We start from the raw sequence: 14,998 nt of genomic DNA, 5'->3' as shown, positions 1-14,998 counted from the left end.
TTCTTGCAGATAAAGCGTCCCTCCATCGTCGATCAAGGCGAGGAGGCGTGTCGGGAGGATGCATGTTCCGATGGTTGGTCGGTGCGATCGGCTTCTGCGTCGTGGCTACCCACGCGCTCGCGGCCGACGTGACAGAGATCGGCATCGGCTATCTCGGCCACACCGGCGTCAAACCGAAGATATCGCTGGTCGAGCAGCCCGCGGATAACGACGGCATCGCCGGCGCGCGGCTTGCGATCGAGGACAACAACACCACCGGCAAGTTCCTCAATCAGCATTTTACCCTCGAGGAGGTTCGCCTCAAGGAGAGCGATGATGTCGCCAAGGCTGCATTGGCGCTCGCCGGTCATAACGGCTTCATCATCGTCGATCTTCCGGCGGATGCGCTGCTGAAAGCCGCCGACACGCTGCGCGATCGCGGAACCGTGCTGCTGAACGCCGGTGCGATCGACGACCGGCTGCGTGAACAGGACTGCCGCGCCAATGTGATCCATGTGGCGCCGACCCGGTCGATGCTGGCGGACGCGCTGGCGCAATATCTGGTGTGGAAACAGTGGAAGCGCTGGCTGCTGGTGGCCGGCTCGCACGACACCGATAAGCTCTATGCCGATGCGCTGCGGCGCGCCGCGGCGCGCTTTGGCGCGAAAATCGTCCAGGAGCGAACCTTTGAGGACACCGGCGGCGCCCGGCGCACCGACAGCGGCGTCACGCTGATCCAGCGGCAGATGCCGGTGTTCACGCAAGCTGCGCCGGCCTATGACGTTCTGGTCGCGGCCGACGAAAGCGAAGTGTTTGCTTCCTACCTGCCTTACCGGACCTGGGACCCGCGGCCGGTCGCGGGTTCGGCGGGACTGGTGCCGACCAGTTGGGACGCGTCGCAGGATCAGTGGGGCGCGGTCCAGATGCAGAACCGTTTTATGAAATTGAACTCCCGGCGCATGACGGCAACGGACATGCAGGCCTGGACCGCCGCCCGCTTGATCGGCGAGGCGACGTCGCGCACCAATTCGGGCGATCCAAAGGTCGTATTCAGCTTTCTTAAAGGACCCGATTTTTCCGTCGCAGCGTTCAAGGGCACACGGCTGACACTGCGGGACTGGAACCTGCAGCTTCGCCAGCCCATTCTCTTGGTCGACGGACGCATGGTGGTTTCGGTCTCGCCGCAGGAAGGTTTCCTGCACCAGGTCTCGGAACTCGATACGCTGGGGGTCGATCGGCCCGAAACCAAATGCAAGCTGCTGTGAAGCAATTGAAGCAGCCTTTAAGGAAGATTTGGAGTTCGCTGATGTGGCGTCGCTGCTACCTGCTTGCCGGCACGGCTCTGTGGCTCGCCGCCGCCGCGCCCCCCGCCTCGGCCTTCATCGCCTATGTGTCGAATGAGAAGGGCAATACGGTGTCGGTGATCGACACCGACAAATGGGCCGTCACCAACACCATCAAAGTCGGCCAGCGGCCGCGCGGCATCGAGTTCACGCGGGACGGCAAATTCGTGATGGTCGCAGTCGGCGACGACGACACCATCCAGGTGATCGACGCCAAGACGCAAGCGGTGGTGGATACCCTGCCCTCCGGACCCGATCCGGAGCTGTTCACCCAGGATGCCCAGGGCAAGGTGCTCTATGTCGCCAACGAGAACGACAACACGGTGACGATCATCGACCTCGAGAAGCGCGCCCGTCTTGGGGACATCCAGGTCGGCGTCGAGCCCGAGGGTATGGCGATCAGCCCGGACGGCAAGATTTTGATCAACACGTCCGAGACCACCAACATGGCGCATTTCATCGACACCGCGACGCACCAGATCGTCGCCAATGTGCTGGTCGATGCGCGGCCGCGCTTTGCCGAATTCAAGCGCGACGGTTCCGAATTGTGGGTGTCCTCGGAGATCGGCGGCACGGTGTCGATCATCGACCCCGCCAAACACGCGGTGACCGGCAAGGTCACCTTCGAGATACCCGGCCTGCGGCGTGAAGCGATCCAGCCGGTCGGCATCGGCATGACCAAGGATGGCAAAACCGCGTTCATAGCCCTCGGCCCCGCCAACCGCATCGCGGTCGTCGATGCCGCAAGCCACAAGGTGACAAAATATCTTCTGGTCGGCCAGCGGGTCTGGCATATGGCCTTCACCCCGGACGAAAAATATCTGCTGGTGACCAATGGCGTCTCCAACGACGTCTCGGTAATCGATGTGACGGCGCAGAAGGTGATCAAGACCATCCAGGTCGGCGAACTGCCCTGGGGCATTACGATGGCGCCGCAATGACCGCGACCGACGCAAAAGCCGCTGGCCGGATCGTGCCGGACGTCCCGCCGCGGAACGAACCCGCCGGAGTATCGGCGTTATCGATCGATGGCGTCAGCCATTCCTATGGCCCGCGGCGCGCCCTCATCGACATCAATTTTGCGGTGGCGCCGGCAAGTTTCACGGCGCTGCTCGGCCTCAATGGCGCGGGCAAGAGCACCCTGTTCTCGCTGGTGACGCGGCTGTTCGGCATCCAGACCGGACGCATCAGCATTTTCGGCCACGACATCGGGCAGGCGCCCGGCGAAGCGCTGCGGCAGCTCGGCGTCGTGTTCCAGCCGCGCACGCTCGATCTCGACCTCTCGGTGACGCAAAACCTGCTGTATCACGCCGCCCTGCACGGCATCGCACGGCGCGACGCGCGGCTGCGCAGCGACGAGGTGCTGACGCGCATCGGACTTGCCGACCGCGCCGGCAGCAAGGTGCGCGACCTCTCCGGCGGCCAGATGCGGCGGCTGGAAATCGCGCGCGCCCTGCTGCATCGCCCGCGTCTGCTGCTGCTCGACGAGGCGACCGTCGGGCTCGACGTCAAGGCGCGCGCCGACATCCTCACCCATGTCCGCCAGCTCGTCACCGAGCAGGGCATTGGCGTGCTGTGGGCGACGCATTTGTTCGACGAGATCATATCGAGCGATGACCTCGTGGTGCTGCATCAGGGCCGCGTGCTGGCGCACGGCCCCGTCGGGCGCGTCGTCGCCGATGCCGGCGCGCAGGACGTCAACACCGCCTTCATGCGCCTGACCGGCGCGGCGGCAGTATCCGGGAGCGCGACGCCATGAGTTCCCTGACCGCACGGCAAAACCAGAGCGGCTTCTCGCTGTCGGAATATCTCACCTGCCTGAACGGCATCGTGTGGCGCGAGGCGCTGCGCTTCCTGCACCAGCGCGAACGTTTCGTCTCGGCGCTGGTAAGACCATTGGTGTGGCTGTTCATCTTCGCCGCCGGCTTCCGTCAGGTGCTGGGCATTTCCATCATCCCGCCCTACGAAACCTACATCCCCTACGAGGTCTATATCGCGCCCGGATTGATGGCGATGATCCAGCTGTTCAACGGCATGCAGTCCTCGCTGTCGATGGTCTATGACCGCGAGATGGGCAATATGCGCACGCTGCTCGTGAGCCCGCTGCCGCGATGGTATCTGCTGTTCTGCAAGCTGCTGGCGGGAACCGCGGTGTCGCTGCTCCAGGTCTATGCCTTTTTGCTGATCGCCTGGTTCTGGGATATCGCGCCGCCGCCAATCGGCTATCTCACGGTGTTGCCCGGGCTGATCCTGTCGGGATTGATGCTGGGCGCGCTCGGCATGCTGATCTCGTCCGGCATCAAGCAGCTCGAGAACTTTGCCGGGGTAATGAATTTCGTCATCTTCCCGATGTTCTTTGCTTCCTCCGCGCTGTACCCGCTGTGGCGGGTGCAGGAGGGTAGCCCGATGCTGTATTATGTCTGCTTGTTCAATCCGTTTACCCACGCGGTCGAGTTGATCCGCTTCGCGCTGTACGGACAGATCAACTGGCTTTCGCTGGCGGTCGTGGGCTCCTGCACCGCGGCCTTCATGATCGGCGCGATCTATGCCTATGACCCGTCGCGCGGCCTGATCCGCCGCGGGCCCGCCGGAGGCGAGACATGAAATGGAGTAGTGCGAAATGGAGCAGTGCGACCTTGGCGTTGTTCGCCGTCGCGGCATCGACGGGGTCGTGCCTTGCCGCCGATCCGCGCTACCCGGACTGGCCGTGCGCCCAGGCCAAGGTGCCGGAGATTTCACTCGCCGCCGTATGGGCCGGGCCCCCGCTCGACGACGTCCAGGACAAATGGAAGAACGATGCCAAGGTAGCCGCGCTGGTGTCGAAACTGGCCGCACGGCGGATCCCGATCGAGGAAGCCCAGAAGGACATCACGGAATTTCTGACAGGCTCGACGACGGAGAAGACCACGACGGGAAAGCTGCTGTTCGCCGGCCTGTTCGATACGCTCAATGCGCAGCGTTCCCAGGTCATGAACGGGCTCGAACGTGTCATGCGCAAGCAGCGCGAGGCCGCCGACAAGATCCGCTCCGATACGGTGGCGCTGCAGGCGCTGCAGGATGCAAACCCGCCCGATCAGCCCAAGGTCGATGAACTCGGCAACCAGTTGACCTGGGAAACCCGGATTTTCGAGGACCGGCGGCGCGTGGTCAAATTCGTCTGCGAGGTGCCGACCGCGATCGACCAGCGCCTGTTCGCACTGGGCCGCGCGATCCAGCAGGAGATGGAGTAGCGGGCGCCGCGGAAGCGAGCGTAGCGGAAGCGCTCGCGCGGTCTCTCGTCATCCTGAGGTGCGCGCTCTTGCGCGCCTCGAAGGATGAATACGGCCCGTGACCCATCCTTCGAGGCTCGCCCAGCGGTGCAAGTGCACCGCTACGCTCGCACCTCAGGATGACGGCTTCGACATTGCTTCGCCAATTCACCCCTAACGCGGCGACTTCTCCTCACCCGCCCGCGGCTCCGGTTGCGATTCTGCAGTCGGCAAACTGGCGCGCTCCCAGCCATCCGTGCCTTCCGGATACCAGGCCACATTGGTGTAGCCGTATGACAGCGCGCGCTTGGCCGCGTTCCACGACATCCAGCAATCGGTCAGGCAATAGATCACGAGCTGCGCCGCGTTGTTGCCGCCGGAGGCGCGGGCAAGGCCGCGCCGCAGATAGTCTTCGGTCGCTTCCGCCAGCTTTCCGTAACCGGTGTCCGGCAACCAGATGCTGCCGGGTATGTTGAACCGCGGCTTGTCGCGCCAGACCGTACCAGGGGGGAGATTGGGCGGCTTCGGCGGGCGCGGCAGCACGTCGATGAAAGCCCCGCTCTTGGCGCGCCAGATCGTCTCGGCCTCCGCGGTCGTGAGCACGCGTGCGCCGGCGAGCGTTTCCGGGACGAGCGTGCGATAATCATCCATGCGGTAGCCGCCAGGCTCGGGTACGAGCGGCTGCGGATACGCCGGGGCCGTAGTTGCAAACGTCGCAAGGATCAAGCCTGCGAGCTTCCACATCTCATGGCGACTTCGTTGCGGTCTCCGCGCCGATCGGCCGGTCGTTCTCGTCGAGCAAGGGAACGCCAAAATCGAGCAGTATCTTGTTGATGGCCGGCTGGTTCTCCTGGATCAAACGATTGAGTTGCCGTTTCCAGTTCTGGTCGGCCGGCCGCACGCCCATGCCGATGCGATAGGCGAGCTTGGGTCCGGTGGTTTCCTTGACCAGCGGCGTGACATGGAGCGCGGGGCTGGCGTTCTTGGCATAGAAGCCCGCCATCGGCCCCCACAGCACGGCGGCGTCGATCTCGCCCTTCTGGAGATCGCCGATCATGGCCTCCGCCGACGAATCGAAGCGGGTGTCGATCATCAGCGGATAGGGCCTGGCATTCATCATCAAACCGTTGACCGCCATGTTGGTGGCGGGCGGCGTGCCGGCAACGATGCCGATATGCTTGCCTTTCAGCCGCCCGTCTTCCAGCGTCGCGACGTCGTCGAGACCGCTGCCTTGCTTGACGACCAGCGCGTACGCCGTGCGGTAATAGGGGTTGGTGCCCTGGGCGAGATCGTTGCCTTGCGGAAAACCCATGATGACGTCGCAACGATGCGAGCCGAGCGTCATCCGAACGAAACCCGTCGCCTGCGGGAAGTACATGTAGTCGAGCTTCTTCTGAAGCTTTTCGGCGAAAAATTCGGCGAGCTTGTTCTCGAAGCCTTCGCCCTTCTCGTTCGAGAACGGCAAATTGCGCGGGTCGGCGCAGACGCGCAACACCTTGGGATCGACCAGCTCGATCGAGAGGTCGCCGCTTTCGCTGGTCTGCGCACGGCAGATGTCCCGGCTGACAAGCGTTGCGGCGATCGCGAGCAGTGAAACCAGCAGCGCACGATGGAGCCCGGTATTTTGACGCAAGAGCTTGTCCTCGATGTCAGATGGAAACGAACCGGCGCATGGGAAACGACCCATGCGCCGGAACGAGGTTAGCCCGGTTTACTTCGGCAGCGCGAACACCGTCAGGGCTCCGCCGAGCGCGGTGTAGTTGCTCAGCGCAGCATAACCACCGACGGCGCCGAGGCCCGCGGTCGGATCGGTCAGACCGGCCGCAAGGCCGATGCCCGCCCAGCCGCCGACGCCGGACAGCACGGCCACATACTGCCGTCCGCCCTGCTCATAGGTCGTGACGTTGCCGATGATCCCGGACGGGGTCTTGAACTTGTACAGTTCCTTGCCCGTCTTGGCATCGACCGCCTTCAGGTAACCTTCCAGCGTGCCGTAGAACACCACGCCACCGGCGGTCGCGAGCGCTCCCGACCAGACCGAGAACTGCTCCTTGTTCGACCATGCGATCTTGCCGGTCTTGCCGTCCCAGGCAATGAAGTTGCCCATGTTGGTTTCGCCGGGAGGCGGATACATCGACAGCGTCGCCCCGACATAGGGCTGGCCGGCGGTGTAGCTCACCTTGAACGGCTCATAGTCCATGCAGACGTGGTTGGTCGGCACGTAGAACAGCTGCGTGTCCGGAGAGTAGGCTGCCGGCTGCTCGTCCTTGGAGCCCAGCGCGGCCGGGCAGATGCCCTTGTTGTTGTGGTCCTCGCCCTGCTTGTCGGTCGAGTACGCATCGACAACCTTCGGACGGCCGTAGGTCGGCGAGTTCTTGTCCATGTCGACGCCGGAGGTCCAGTTGACCTTCGGATCGTACTTGTCGGCAACCAGCAATTCGCCGGTGGCGCGGTCGAGCGTATAGCCGAGGCCGTTACGATCGAAATGCGTCAGCAGCTTGCGCGGCGCGCCGCCGACGTTCTGATCGCTCAGGATCATTTCGTTGACGCCGTCATAATCCCATTCGTCATGGGGCGTCATCTGGTAGACCCACTTGGCCATGCCGGTGTCCGGATCACGTGCCCAGATCGTCATCGACCATTTGTTGTCGCCGGGACGCTGTTTCGGATTCCAGGTCGAGGGATTGCCCGATCCGTAATAGACCAGGTTGAGCGCGGGATCGTAGGAGGTCCAGCCCCAGGTCGCGCCGCCGCCGATCTTCCACTGATCGCCTTGCCAGGTCTTCAGGCTGGAATCCTTGCCGACCGGCTTGCCGAGTGCGGTGGTCTTCTCGGGGTCGACCAGGATTTGGTCATCCGGTCCTTCCGAGAACGCCCGCCAGACCTGCTTGCCGGTCTTGATGTCGTAGGCGGTCATGTGCGCCTGGACGCCGAACTCACCGCCGGAAATCCCGACCAGCACCTTGTCCTTGACCACCATCGGCGCCGAGGTTCCGGTCTCGCCCTTGCTGGGATCGCCGTTCTTGGCGGTCCATACCACCTGGCCGGTCTTGGCATCGAGCGCAACCAGGGTGGTGTCGGCCTGATGCAGGAAGATCTTGCCGTCGCCATAGGCAACGCCACGGTTGACCGTGTCGCAGCACATCACCGGGATGACGTTCGGATCCTGTTTGGGTTCATACTTCCAGACGATCTGGTTGTCCTTGGAAAGGTCAAGAGCATAGACCTTGTTGGGGAACGGGGTGTGGACGTACATCATGTTACCGATGATCAGCGGTCCGCCTTCGTGGCCGCGCAGCACGCCGGTCGAGAAAGTCCAGGCGACCTGCAGCTTGCCGACATTGGCCGCGTTGATCTGGTTGAGCTTGGAGTAGCGCGTATTGGCGTAGTCACCCGTCGGCATGACCCAGCCCTTGGGGTCCTGCGACATCTTGTTGAGTTCTTCGTTGGCTGTAGCGCTTCCTGCGGCGAACGCCGCCATCGCGCCAAGACCGGTCGCAAATAGCACCTTGCGCATCGTCAAATCCTCCCATTTATGAGCTGTGGGTTTCCGCGGAGCGGCCCAGCCTTCCATTATTCGTTCCTATCCCTATCCCGTCCGGCAATGGGAAACTTGCCCAAGAGCGAAGCCGGTTTGCTCGTAAGCGAAAGCGATTGCACTTTCGCCTGGTCAATTTGGCCAGCTTCCAATGGATATCGGCGCTCTCAATGAACCGAAGTCGAGCAGAAGCCGGGGACGATCAAAAAGCTATGCTTCCCGATTGGAGCGTGCAACAGGAATAGTCCTTGCGGTGGTTTGGCTTCGGGAATCGCTTGCTGCGACGCAAACCAGCCTCGGCGATGGAACAAGAATCCGTCGATAGCGCTTCGTGGCGAGACGGAGGCAGGAGTGTAATGGTTCGCCGCCTTTTGATAATTGCTGCGCTCGCCCTGCTCGGCGCATCGACACTCTCGTTTGCGCAGCAACAACAACTCGCCGTCCGTGAAATCACCGCCGGCGTGTTCGTGCGTGACGGCCAGACCGCGCTGATGACGCGCGAGAATGACGGCGCGATAGCCAATGTCGGCTTCATCATTGGCGCCAGCGCGGTGGCGGTGATCGATAGCGGCGGCAGCGTTCGCGAAGCGCGCGAACTATTGGCAGCGATCCGCGCCCGCACCGACAAGCCGATCCGATACGTCATCAACACCCACGGCCATCCCGATCACGTCTTCGGCAACGCGGCCTTCGTGCACGACGGCACGGTGTTTGTCGGTCACGGGAACCTGCCCCGGGCGCTGGCCGCACGCGGGCAATTCTATATCGATGCGTTTCGCCGAATCATGGGCGAGCAACTGATCGACGAGGTCCGCCTGGTGCCGCCGACACTGCTGGTCGACGACACCATCACACTCGATCTTGGCGCGCGAAGCCTGACCTTGAAGGCGTGGCCGGTTGCCCACAGCGACAGCGATCTCACCGTGCTCGATGAAGAAAGCAAAACGCTGTTTGCGGGCGATCTCGTGTTCCTCACCCATGTCCCGGTGATGGACGGCAGTATTCGCGGCTGGCTCGGCGCGATGGACCAACTCGCCGCCCTGCCCGCGCAACGCGTGGTTCCCGGTCACGGAGCCGTGAGCGAATGGCCGGCGGCGCTCGCTGACGAACGCCGCTACCTCGACACGCTGGCCTCCGATGTTCGCGCGCTGGTCGCCCGCGGCGCGCCGATCACGGTCGCCGCCGATACCGCCGCCGCCTCCGAGCGGCCGCGCTGGCAATTGTTCGAAGATTACAACGCGCGTAACGCGACCGCAGCATTTTCGGAAATTGAATGGGAATAGCCGCCGCGATGCCCTATGTTGATATCGTTGCTTCGATCCTCGCGAGGACGCGGACCATGTTCGGAACTCATTTCCGTCTGCTCTGCATTGCCGGCGTTTTGAGCGCCGCGTTCGGCGCGCGCGCAGCACCTGCGGCAACCGCCGAGGCCTATGATCCGTGGCCCGGCCTGGTCCAGGACATCTTCAACAACCGTCCGATGAACGACGGCACTGAGGTGATCGCGATCGAGATGCCCTACCGCGCCGAGGATGCGGCGATCGTCCCGGTGACCCTGCGCACAAAACTTTCGCCCGGCGATACCCGACGCGTCAAGACGATCACGCTGGTGATCGACCAGAATCCGGCGCCGATGGCGGCGAAGTTCGAACTCGGACCGGACGCCAATGTCTCGGAAATCTCGACCCGCGTGCGCGTCAACAATTATACCGATGTTCATGCGGTGGCCGAGCTCAGCGACGGCAAGCTCTACGTCACCAAGACCTACGTCAAGGCCTCCGGCGGTTGTTCGGCGCCCGCCGTCAAGAATGCCGATGAAGCCAAGGCGAGGCTCGGCCAGATGCGATACCGACAATTCGCCAAGGCCGGCCAGGGTCCCGTCAGCGGCACCCGCGACGCCCAGATCATGATCGGCCATCCCAACAATTCCGGCCTGCAGATGGACCAGGTCACACAGCTCTACATTCCGCCCTTCTTCGTCAACGAATTGCGGCTAACGCAGGATGATAGTCTGGTGTTGGCGATGGAAGGCGGCATTTCGATTTCGGAAGACCCCAATATCCGCTTCACCTATGTCTCCAACGGTGCCAAGCGTTTCCGTGCCGAGGCCAAGGATACCGACGACCACGTGTTCGAGCACAAATGGAAGATCGACGATTCCGGGATTTGATGGGTACCAAGCTCGTCTTGCCCGGCGATAGCAGTCTGCCTTGCGCAGAGCGCGTAAACTTGTCTGCGATGCCGGGCATCCACGTCCTTGCAGTCTCACAGCAAGAAAGACGTGGATGGCCGGGCATCGGCGAGCGGGAGCGACGCCGTCCTTTTGACGGCTATGCCCGTCCATGACGGAAAGCGGAGCCCCCTCAAAAACATCTCACCTCCGCCTCCGCCTGCGCGCGCCGGAGATCGTTGAGCGCGTTGGCCGCCTGTTCGGAGGAGCGGAATTGTCCGCCCAGATTTCCCCTGACCTGCGACATGCTCAGGACGGTTTCGGCCGTGACATAGCGGTCATAGGGCACCAGCGATGCAATGACATCGATCGAACAGGAGCATTGCTCGATCGCCTGCCGCGTCTCGCCATTGGCTTTCAGGCAGCCGAACACATATTCGGCGCGCGCCGAGGTCGGATAGTCGTTGAAATCCTCGGCGCCCGCGATCCCCGCCGTCGCCGCAAGGGCTGCGACTGCGGCGACAATAGGTCGTACCGATCCGGCAAATCTCATGGCCAGCCTCCCGCTGCTTCTTGCGGAAGCTATGCTATGACTGCCATGCTGAAAAGAACATGACCTGAGGAAACGGCCCGACCGACAATGAAATTCTTTGTTCGCATGCTGCTGGCCGCAGCCGTTTTCGCTGTCGCGCAAGCGGCCAGCTGTTACGGCGCGGAGACGATCCGTCTCGCCGTGCAGAAAACCGGAACATTTGCGTGGGAACTGGCGGTTGTCCGCGCGCACGATCTCGACAAGCAGGCCGATCTGTCGATCGAAGTGACCGAACTGGCGAGCGCGGAGGCCGGCAAGATCGCGCTGCGTGCCGGGAATGCCGATATGATGGTGTCCGACTGGCTGTGGGTGTCGCGCGAACGCGCGCTTGGCGCCAAACTGACATTCTATCCTTATTCGAGCGCGCTCGGTGCCGTGATGGTGCCGGACGCCTCCCCGATCCGGACTTTGGCCGATTTGAAAGGCCGCAAGCTCGCGGTTGCCGGCGGCCCGATCGACAAGAGCTGGCTGCTGCTGCAAGCCCGGCTGAAGCAGGACGGCATCGACCTGAAGTCGGAAGCGACGATCGTCTACGGCGCGCCGCCGCTTTTGACGGCAAAGATGCTCGGCGGCGAAATGGACGCCACCATCAATTACTGGAATTTCTGCGCAGCACTGGAAGCCAAAGGTTTTCGCCGCGTCGCCGGCATCGAGGATATTCTGCCGAAGCTTGGCGCCAAGGGCCGCATCGCGATGGTGGGCTACGTCTTCGACGAAGGCTGGGGCAACGCCAACCGCGATGTGGTCGCGCGCTTCATCGCGATGACCCGCAAGGCAAAGGAGATCTTGTCGACCTCGGATGCGGAGTGGGAGAAGATCGCGCCGCTGACGGGTACCTCCGATGCCGCGACGCTGCGCGTCTACCGCGATCGTTACCGGGAAGGAATCCCGCGCCGCCCGATCGCCGACGAGGAGGCCGACGCGCGTATCCTCTATCGTGTGCTGGCTGATGTCGGCGGCCGCGAACTGGTCGGGCCGGCGCCGGAGCTCGAGCCCGGCACCTTCTTCCACGCAATCGCCGGAGACTGAGGTGCTGCGTCTGCTGTCCTTCATCGTGTTCCTGGCGACCTGGTGGATCGCAGCGCTGCTCGCCGGGCCCGAGAAGCTGCCGCCGCCGCCCGTCGTGCTCGCGGCGATGATGACGGAGGCGCGTTCCGGCGCGCTGTTCCTCAATCTCGGCGTCACGCTGGCGCGCGTTGCGCTTGCCTTCACGCTCGCAATGTCGATCGGTTCGGCCATCGGCTATTTGATGGGCCGGGTGCGGCTGGCCAACCGGCTGGGCGATCCCTGGCTGATCCTGCTGCTCAATTTGCCGGCGCTCGTCGTCATCGTGCTCGCTTATATCTGGGCGGGGCTGACGGAAGTGGCCGCGATCGCGGCCATCGCCATCAACAAGCTTCCGACCGCCGTCGTCACCCTGCGCGAGGGAACCCGCGCGCTCGATGCGGCGCTCGACGAAATGGCCACGGTGTTTGCGATCCCGCGCTGGCGCGCGTTCCGGCACGTGGTCCTGCCGCAACTTGCGCCCTATATCGCGGCCGCCGCGCGATCGGGATTGTCGCTGGTCTGGAAGATCGTGCTGGTCGCCGAGTTGCTCGGCCGCCCCAACGGCGTCGGCTTCGAGATCGGCGTCGCCTTCCAGCTGTTCGACATCCCGCTTCTGCTCGCCTACTCCTTGAGTTTTGCCGCCGTCGTTCTCATCATCGAAACCGCGCTGGTGCAGCCATTTGAAGCCCGCTTATCCCGGTGGCGCCCCCGTGCAGCTTGAGGTCGATATCGAAAGCAAGACGTTTGAGAACGCGGCGGGCGGGCGGCAGCACGTGCTTGCCGGCGTCAACTTTGCGCTCGGCGCCGGAGAGGTTGGCGTTTTCGTCGGCCCGTCCGGCTGCGGCAAGAGTACGATGCTCAAAATTCTCGCCGGCCTCGATCATGACTTCAGCGGGCGCGTGTCACGGCCGGCCGGCGCACGGCTCGGCATGGTGTTCCAGGAGCCGCGATTACTGCCCTGGCGATCGGTCGAGGAAAATGTGCGGCTCGTCGCCCCGCACGCCGATGACGCTAAACTTTCGGCGCTGTTCACCATTCTCGAATTGAACGCGCATCGCAGCCATTTCCCGGGCGAATTGTCGCTCGGCCTCGCCCGCCGCGTAGCGCTCGCCCGCGCGTTCGCGATCGATCCGGATTTCCTGATTCTCGACGAACCGCTGGCCTCGCTGGACGAGGCGCTGGCCGCGCGCCTGCGCGAACAGATTGCCATGTTGGTGGACAGCCGTTCCGTGATGACACTCCTGGTTACCCATGACGTGGACGACGCGGTTCGTCTCGGCGACCGCCTGTTCCTGCTGTCGCCGAGACCGGCACGGATTCTCGCCGACCTGCCAATCCTCACACCGCGCAACGCTCGGGGAGACGCCGAGATCGCTGCGATCAAGATCGACATCGCCCGGCGGATCAATGGCGATCGCATCGAGCGAGATGCCTCATAGGCAGTGCTTGAGGCGCGTGCTAAAATACACTATCGGCGGAGTTGACGATGAAACGCACGATCGCGACCGCAGCGCTCGCCCTTGGTCTTGTCACTGCGGCGACAGCGCAGGACATGATGCGTGACGTTGACCTGTTGTCGCCCGATATGGTCTCGGCCGAAATGACCCGCGAAGAGGTCGAGGCCGCGCTTGCTGCGGCGACCATCGCCGCGCCCGCCGATTTCACCGGAAAGCGATTGTCCGGCCTCGACCTTTCCGGGCTCAATTTGTCCGGCGCGATTTTTCGCGCAGCACGGCTCAACAAGACGAGGCTCGCCGGCGCGAGACTCGATCGTGCGGTTCTCGACCAGGCATGGCTGCTCGACGCGGACCTGACGGGCGCGAGCCTGAAGGGCGCCAACCTGTTCGCCTCGCAGATGGCTCGCGCCCGCCTCGACGGCGCCGATCTGTCGGGAGCACGCGTTGCGGCTGACCTTACGGGCGCAAGTCTCGTCGGAGCCTCGATCGCGGACGCGAATTTGGGCGCCGACATGCGTAACCAGTCGATGGGTCTCATGCGCGCGGTTCTGAAATCCGCCAAATTGGAGCGACTGAACGCCCGCGGCGCTGACCTGTCTCGCGTCGATCTCGAATTTGCCTCCCTGAAGGGCGCCGACCTCACCGGTGCATCTCTCAAGAGCGCGCAGCTCGGGGGAGCCGACTTGACCGGTGTCACGGTCATCGACACCGATTTCGACGGCGCCGATCTCGTTTCAGTGAAGTTGGTCGCCCCGATTGGCCTCGGCCAGGCAAAAAATTTCGACAAGGCAAAAAATCGCGACCGTCTGATAAAAGAGTGACGATTCCAAGCGTTCCACTTAGGAGGATTACCTGATGCGATGGATTCTGGCTTCGATCGCGCTGTTGTTAGCGAGTGCCGGCGAACTTGCCGCGCAGGGCAAAGGCATCCGATTGTGGAACCTGACCACCGCGACCATTTCCGGCTTTCAGCTTTCGCCCGCCGGCAAGAATGAGTGGGGGCCGAACCAGACCCTGAACGACAAGGACAAGGAGGTCGATCACGACGAGCGCCTGCGCATCACCGGCGTGGAACCCGGACGCTACGATGCCAAGGTCAGCTATGCCGGTTCAAAGCAATGCGTTGTGCGCGACATCGAGATCAAGGCCGATGCGGTGTTTTCGATCGCCGACAAGGATTTGAAGGACTGCAAGAAGTAGTGCCCTGCAGCGGTCATCTCCGCGGCCCGCGCCGTCACGTCAGGATTCAGCCCGCAGGCGTCGCCTTGCCTGCATCCGCCTTGTCGTTGGCGTGCGGATATTCGCAGCGCCATCTGACCGCGTTCCACTTCGGATGCTCGCCGACCCATTGGGCGATATACGGCGGCGCCGCCATCACGCATTGCTGCAACGAACCGCTCCAGTTGAACACCAGATGGGTCTCTTCGCAGGTGGCCGGTGACAGCACGGCGCATACCGTTACGATCAGATCGATCGGATTCATGCCTGACATCCCCACATCGTCAGAAAGATATCACAGAGAGAGAGAGACGTATTCGGGGGCGGTAAGTTTCACGCCACCGTGAAAATTCGGACGCCGGGCCGCGCTCTTGTGGCCATCAGCGCTAGACCGAAGTTTTCACCC

17 protein-coding genes are annotated in these 14,998 nt (G+C 63.2%); 12 read left to right on the top strand and 5 right to left on the bottom strand.

The window, feature by feature from the left end; genetic code table 11:
- Positions 1-62: 62 nt before the first annotated feature.
- From V1289_RS39730 to V1289_RS39710, 5 genes are read left to right on the top strand one after another with little or no spacing between them, the layout of a single operon-like run.
- A complete protein-coding gene (locus tag V1289_RS39730) occupies positions 63-1,244 on the top strand; it encodes an ABC transporter substrate-binding protein (RefSeq protein WP_334404541.1) in 1,182 nt (393 codons plus the stop codon).
- 41 nt (positions 1,245-1,285) lie between these two features.
- Complete coding sequence (locus V1289_RS39725) at positions 1,286-2,263, top strand: YVTN family beta-propeller repeat protein (RefSeq protein WP_334404540.1); 978 nt, start codon at positions 1,286-1,288, stop codon at positions 2,261-2,263.
- Complete coding sequence (locus V1289_RS39720) at positions 2,260-3,081, top strand: ABC transporter ATP-binding protein (RefSeq protein ID WP_334404538.1); 822 nt, start codon at positions 2,260-2,262, stop codon at positions 3,079-3,081. Before V1289_RS39725 ends, V1289_RS39720 begins: the two co-directional genes overlap by 4 nt.
- The gene (locus tag V1289_RS39715) at positions 3,078-3,926 is read left to right on the top strand and encodes an ABC transporter permease (protein WP_334404536.1); all 849 of its coding nucleotides are present in this window, start codon (positions 3,078-3,080) and stop codon (positions 3,924-3,926) included. Before V1289_RS39720 ends, V1289_RS39715 begins: the two co-directional genes overlap by 4 nt.
- Complete coding sequence (locus V1289_RS39710) at positions 3,923-4,552, top strand: hypothetical protein (RefSeq protein WP_334404534.1); 630 nt, start codon at positions 3,923-3,925, stop codon at positions 4,550-4,552. Before V1289_RS39715 ends, V1289_RS39710 begins: the two co-directional genes overlap by 4 nt.
- 192 nt (positions 4,553-4,744) lie before the next feature.
- On the opposite strand, the gene V1289_RS39705 is transcribed toward V1289_RS39710, so the two are convergent.
- From V1289_RS39705 to xoxF5, 3 genes are all read right to left on the bottom strand, one after another.
- Positions 4,745-5,314, bottom strand: a complete 570-nt coding sequence (locus tag V1289_RS39705) for a PQQ-dependent catabolism-associated CXXCW motif protein (RefSeq protein ID WP_334404533.1) — start codon at positions 5,312-5,314, stop codon at positions 4,745-4,747.
- 1 nt (position 5,315) lies between these two features.
- The gene (locus V1289_RS39700; protein WP_442896124.1) at positions 5,316-6,203 is read right to left on the bottom strand and encodes a substrate-binding domain-containing protein; all 888 of its coding nucleotides are present in this window, start codon (positions 6,201-6,203) and stop codon (positions 5,316-5,318) included.
- Between the two features lie 78 nt (positions 6,204-6,281).
- Positions 6,282-8,087: a lanthanide-dependent methanol dehydrogenase XoxF5 gene (xoxF5, locus tag V1289_RS39695; protein WP_334404531.1), complete on the bottom strand. Its 1,806-nt coding sequence runs from the start codon at positions 8,085-8,087 to the stop codon at positions 6,282-6,284.
- 377 nt (positions 8,088-8,464) lie between these two features.
- On the opposite strand from xoxF5, the gene V1289_RS39690 reads away from it, so the two are divergent.
- Positions 8,465-9,391: a quinoprotein relay system zinc metallohydrolase 2 gene (locus V1289_RS39690; protein ID WP_334404529.1), complete on the top strand. Its 927-nt coding sequence runs from the start codon at positions 8,465-8,467 to the stop codon at positions 9,389-9,391.
- 56 nt (positions 9,392-9,447) lie between these two features.
- Positions 9,448-10,278, top strand: a complete 831-nt coding sequence (locus V1289_RS39685) for a quinoprotein dehydrogenase-associated SoxYZ-like carrier (RefSeq protein ID WP_334407863.1) — start codon at positions 9,448-9,450, stop codon at positions 10,276-10,278.
- Between the two features lie 193 nt (positions 10,279-10,471).
- Here V1289_RS39685 and V1289_RS39680 read toward each other — a convergent pair whose 3' ends face one another.
- Complete coding sequence (locus V1289_RS39680) at positions 10,472-10,831, bottom strand: hypothetical protein (protein ID WP_309183949.1); 360 nt, start codon at positions 10,829-10,831, stop codon at positions 10,472-10,474.
- 105 nt (positions 10,832-10,936) lie between these two features.
- Here V1289_RS39680 and V1289_RS39675 point away from each other — a divergent pair, with 105 nt between their 5' ends.
- From V1289_RS39675 to V1289_RS39655, 5 genes are read left to right on the top strand one after another with little or no spacing between them, the layout of a single operon-like run.
- The gene (locus V1289_RS39675; protein ID WP_334407862.1) at positions 10,937-11,899 is read left to right on the top strand and encodes an ABC transporter substrate-binding protein; all 963 of its coding nucleotides are present in this window, start codon (positions 10,937-10,939) and stop codon (positions 11,897-11,899) included.
- Position 11,900: 1 nt separating this feature from the next.
- Positions 11,901-12,638: an ABC transporter permease gene (locus V1289_RS39670; RefSeq protein WP_309183948.1), complete on the top strand. Its 738-nt coding sequence runs from the start codon at positions 11,901-11,903 to the stop codon at positions 12,636-12,638.
- The gene (locus V1289_RS39665) at positions 12,628-13,356 is read left to right on the top strand and encodes an ABC transporter ATP-binding protein (protein WP_334404526.1); all 729 of its coding nucleotides are present in this window, start codon (positions 12,628-12,630) and stop codon (positions 13,354-13,356) included. Before V1289_RS39670 ends, V1289_RS39665 begins: the two co-directional genes overlap by 11 nt.
- A gap of 47 nt (positions 13,357-13,403) precedes the next feature.
- The gene (locus V1289_RS39660) at positions 13,404-14,195 is read left to right on the top strand and encodes a pentapeptide repeat-containing protein (protein WP_334404525.1); all 792 of its coding nucleotides are present in this window, start codon (positions 13,404-13,406) and stop codon (positions 14,193-14,195) included.
- A 34-nt stretch (positions 14,196-14,229) separates the two neighbouring features.
- Entirely contained in the window at positions 14,230-14,574 is a 345-nt protein-coding gene (locus V1289_RS39655; RefSeq protein ID WP_334404523.1) for a hypothetical protein, read from the top strand.
- Between the two features lie 46 nt (positions 14,575-14,620).
- Here V1289_RS39655 and V1289_RS39650 read toward each other — a convergent pair whose 3' ends face one another.
- Entirely contained in the window at positions 14,621-14,857 is a 237-nt protein-coding gene (locus V1289_RS39650; protein WP_334404521.1) for a hypothetical protein, read from the bottom strand.
- Positions 14,858-14,998: the final 141 nt, after the last annotated feature.

This window comes from Bradyrhizobium sp. AZCC 2289 (assembly GCF_036924615.1).
GTDB lineage: Bacteria > Pseudomonadota > Alphaproteobacteria > Rhizobiales > Xanthobacteraceae > Bradyrhizobium.
Note: the sequence above shows the minus strand (reverse complement) of the source record. Positions and strands in the feature narration are given on the sequence as shown.